Below are 4,947 nucleotides of genomic sequence, written 5' to 3' on the forward strand. Positions count from 1 at the left end.
TATGGCGCAAATTACGTGCCAAAGCGAGGGAAGTCATCTGGGAAATGCGGGTTGATAGTAGACCTCTCCAAAAAGCAAGTTTCATTACAACTTAAACAGGCACCTCCTGAAAACCTGGCAGAAATACTCAACGAAATCCCAGACCAGTTGATTACTGTCTCAAATACTTACAAATCCACTGCAACACCGCTAATGCCAAAACAATCTGCCTCATCGACAGAGTCAGTCGCTCGCACGAAAGGTGAGAATTCGAAATTTCTGACATTCGAGATTGTGAAACTCTCAACGAGTGCAAATTTCGCCATCGGGATATCAAATAATTCTAAGAAGGCTATAAAGGATAGCGCTACTTCCGGGATCGAAAGAAAATTGGAAGACAATGTCCGTTCTTTTAAGCCGGGCTCCGTACATGTTGACCTGGATAAAAAACAAATCCGCTTGCAGGCAGATCAGAATGATGCAGAACTTATTGTAAGAAACATGAACGATCTTGGCATAAACAAGATTACTGTCGCAGATTTGCCAAACGATGCTTCGATCCAGATGAAAGCGCAGCTGGAATCTGCCCGCGGAACTGCACCTCTGAAACACAGTGTTGCTTTTGAAATTAAGAAAATCGAAGCGGGACTTGAAAAACAGATCGCAATCGATCCAACAGCGGGAGCTAAGGCATTAACTGAGATGCTGAATTTCCAGCTTCAGCAATCGATATCGGAGTACATTCCTGACACTGTGAAGCTGGATCTTGAATACCGAAAGATGACCATTCATCTGAATCAGTATCCAGAGAAGTTTCTGTACACAAAAATTAATAAAATCCCATCCATGCCTGTCAATGTGATCCCAGTTAATAATACCTGGAATAATCCCAACAAAGAATTACGAACTCCGGAACAGCTGAAACCGACGCAAGTTACTTATCGAATCCTATCCTATGGGAATAATTATTCAGGTATAATTCAATATTCTCAGTTTTATAATTCAAATAGAAATAGTGTATTTTTTGGATTAATGAGCGCCCTGTCAGATAAAGTCACTGGGTATATCCCCGATACACTGGATGTCAATTTTGTTGAACACACAGTCACATTTCAGCTGGATCATGTGCCAGCAACCGATCTAGGCATTCGGATCAGCACTGCAGTTTTTAATGAGACTGAACTATCGGCTCTACCGATTTCTATTGGGCCACCAAAGGCTCCCTTTCAAACACCGGGCAGGCCTATGCGTCTTGTTGTGCTCAAGATCAATGAAATAACGATTGCTAACGAGACTTTTAAGAATGGTCAAATTCCCGTCGCGGTGCAAAGGAGTTTAAAAGATGAAGAGTTTAAATTGAATTCTAGTTTTCAGAGTGACCTCAGCAACTATATCTTCTATTCCACAGAAATTGATCCCCGTCAGATGCTGCTGGCAATTCAACTCGACCGGATTCCTCCGGCTGATCTGGTCAAACAGATCAACCTTATTACTAATTCTCCTTGGCATTCAAACATGAAGATTGCGGACGAAATTGTTGCCGTGCATGAAGTGGAGTACGACCCTGATTCATCTGAGAAAACGTTGTTTTTCCAATTCACTAATAATCATAAAAAAAGTCCTCAAACTGATGAGGATTATATTCGGAGCAAGACTAATGAATTCTGGTTGCGTGTAAACCGTTATATTCCCAACTCACTCAAGATGGACTTCGAGCAGGGGACATTCAGTGTCAGGCAGAGAATTGGGGGAATCGAAAAAGAAGAAATAGCTGACGTTGTAAAGATAATGAATGATTTCAAACTGAATGTCACACACCTGAATACTACGCTTCCCCAAACCAATAAAAAGGCCCATCCAATGGGGATTGGCATCGTCACAGGTGCTGGTTCCGCCTTAGCCACTGATTCAGGTACGACGACAAACTCGCCAACCGGTACCACCAATGTTCCCGTGGATCAAAACGTAATCGTCACAATTCAATATGGCCTGTATGGAGGCAGAAAGAAACCACAGACCAGTGCTGTCGACACAATTAAAGGCTTTCCCTGGATTGACCGTAAATCTCTCAAGGTTGATGCAGCGAAAAAAGAGTTTACCTTTAAGACCACGGGCCCCTTCAATCGGGGTGCCATTGACAGAGCACTCAAACGGAATAAATTTTACAAATGCATCGTCAAACATGAAGCACTGACGAATGAAGCCGAGGCTAAGAAATAATAACACCCTCGATTCAAAGGGCGTTGAAACAGTAGCGACTTAGCGATGGGCCTTGGAAATGAAGTCTTCCATCACGCTGAGCGTTTCGGGGCTGACGTGGTGCTCGATGCCTTCGGCGTCGGTCGCTGCGGTTTCTTCACTGACTCCCATCGCCATCAAAAAACTCAATACGATTTCATGACGACGGCGCGAATTTTTTGCCAGTTTTGCTCCCTGTGATGTTAATTCCACGGGACTGTACGGCTCGGTGGTGATATAGCCGTCGCGCTGCAGACGGGCTACGGTGCGATTCACGGTAACGTGGCTCACGGCGAAGTGTTCGGCCAAATCTTTAACGCGGCAGACCTCCTGCTCTTCGATCAGTACTGCAATCGCTTCGACGTAATCTTCGGCAATTTCCGTAGCATGGTCTACACGCGTACGTTCATGCTGATTCTTCGGTTTCTGCTTTTTCGCCATCCGGTGTCGCCTTTGGTCTCATTAAAATTTTGCGGTTCAATATCTTACCGTGATTTGTGGAGATTTTGAAGTCAAAGCAGAATGAGAAAGCGATGGCAATGAATGAAATACATTTCTGTATTACAAACAAAAACTTGATTTAGTATCTTTTCAGCTTGAATCAGGGTTTCAATTTCTGAGACTCATGTATTATGGAGGTCGAACCCTTTTGTCTTCGTTCGGTGAATCGAAATTTGAATCAAATTTTCTCACCCGCATTTATCCACCCGCGTTAATACAAACTGTTCGTCAGCAAATAGAGCTTTGCCATGCTCATTCTCGCTTTGCATTTCCGGCATTACGATCTAACAGAAAACGATTGCGGACTGGACGGGTGTTTTGTATGCTAAAAAACACACCTCTTTCTATGACGCGATTGCTCTTACTTTGTTGGAAATAGCACGAACCATGAAGCCGCGTATTTTTATTTCAGCTGTCTCTGCGGAGTTTCTTGAACTTCGTAAACAGGTTGCACTTATTCTTTCGGGCCTGGGGTACGAGCCGGTTGTGCAAGATACCTTCTCCACCTCACCGGGTGAACTGCGGGAGATGCTCAAAACAAAAATCGACAGTTGCGATGGTTTGATTCAAATTGTAGGCAATGCCTACGGCTACGAGCCGCCGATTCCGGATCCTGAGTTTGGTCGTTGCTCGTTCACGCAGTTTGAATATTTTTATGCAAAGCAACAGAAGAAAGAGATCTGGGTCATTCATGCGCATCAGGCATGTAGTACGAGCGCGGAAGAATCGCAACTCGATTTGCCTGACCCGGAAATGAACCTTTCAAACGAAGAGGCAGCCGCGTATCAGAAAGAACGACGAGATTTACAAATTGCCTATCGTCGGCGGTTGGAGGCGGAAGGGCAAATTGTGCATGCGGTGGATTCGGATGATGGCCTGGCTTTAAAGCTTAACAGTTTGAAGGATGATCTGGCACGATTAACAATCGCATTCAAATCCTGGCAGAAATGGGTAGCAGGCACATTGGCTATAGTGGTGCTGATGTTGATCGCAGGAGGTGTTTACTTTGCTGCGACTATGAAAGAACATCAGGAAGGAATTGACCAGATTGCCACGGAGGTAAAGAAACCTAATAAAGAATGGGATATCGAAGATTACCGTGCGGGATTAATGAAGGTGGCCAGGCGGACGCATGCAGAGGACTTGAAAAAAGTCGACGCGATTAAGGATTGGGAAAAACGCTTGAAGGGGAAAAAAAGGGCGGAAGAGAAACATGCTAAACGGCAGGAACAAGTTGAAGCGGCCGTCAAGGCGGCGCAGGAAGGTTATCTTTCTGGAAATGTATCGAAAACTACCCTTGAGTTTAACCGGATTGTTGGAGATCAGGGACTTGATGAGGCTCTCAAGTATTACGAGAGAATCGGAAAAAAGGATGAAAGAAGAGACGTTGAAGCACTCGTACGAAATCAACAAAATAAATTAAAAATTAAATTAACTGCCGCCTTAGCTGCCGCCAATGGGTATTACTTAAAAGGGAATTTGAATAACACAGTGGAAAGGTGTGAATTCATCCTCAATTATCACCCCGGCTGGAACGAAGTGTGGCATCTGGGATATCTGGCGCATGCGGATATAACGGATCATCTTTTTGTAAGCCGTGGCCCCCAAGCCGCCCGCCCGCACGCAGAAAAGTCACACTACTACGCAATTCTTTACGCAATCCATGCCCGCAAGAACACAACTGCCCAGCGCGGCCTCTCCATTTCGTACAGCATTCTGGGGGATATTTTACTGAAAGAGGGGAGCCTTACCGACGCACGCAGCCAGTATGAACAAAGCCTTAAAATTCTCAAGGAGTTAGCGGCCGCCGACAAGACCAATGTAGGTGCCCAGCGCGACCTCTCCGTTTTGTATGAAAGGCTGGGGAATATTTTCCTGCAAGAGGGGAAACTTACCGAGGCACGCAGCCAGTATGAACAAAGCCTCAAAATTCACAAGGAGTTAGCAGCCGCCGACAAGACCGATGCAGGTGACCAGCGCGGCCTCTCCATTTCGTACAACAATCTGGGGGATATTTTACTGCAAGAGGGGAACCTTACCGAGGCACGCAGCCAGTATGAACAAAGCCTTAAAATTGACAAGGAGTTAGTGGCCGCCGACAAGACCAATGCAAGTGCCCAGCGCGAACTCTCCATTTCGTACAGTAAGCTGGGGGATATTTTTCTGAAAGAGGAGAACCTTACCGAGGCACGCAGCCAGTATGAACAAAGCCTTAAAATTGACAAGGAG

Annotated in this window: 3 protein-coding genes; 2 read left to right on the top strand and 1 reads right to left on the bottom strand. The window is 45.4% G+C overall.

Annotated elements, in window-relative coordinates; translation table 11 throughout:
- A partial coding sequence (locus Q0668_RS15805; RefSeq protein WP_298866395.1) for a hypothetical protein occupies positions 1-2,199 on the top strand: 2,199 nt, incomplete at its 5' end.
- A 39-nt stretch (positions 2,200-2,238) separates the two neighbouring features.
- Here the strand turns inward: Q0668_RS15805 and mntR are convergent.
- The gene (mntR, locus tag Q0668_RS15810) at positions 2,239-2,658 is read right to left on the bottom strand and encodes a manganese-binding transcriptional regulator MntR (RefSeq protein WP_298866397.1); all 420 of its coding nucleotides are present in this window, start codon (positions 2,656-2,658) and stop codon (positions 2,239-2,241) included.
- A 378-nt stretch (positions 2,659-3,036) separates the two neighbouring features.
- On the opposite strand from mntR, the gene Q0668_RS15815 reads away from it, so the two are divergent.
- Positions 3,037-4,947: tetratricopeptide repeat protein (locus Q0668_RS15815; protein WP_298866399.1), on the top strand; the 1,911-nt coding region annotated here is incomplete at its 3' end.

This window comes from uncultured Gimesia sp., from assembly GCF_937910335.1.
In the GTDB taxonomy this organism is placed as follows: Bacteria; Planctomycetota; Planctomycetia; order Planctomycetales; family Planctomycetaceae; genus Gimesia.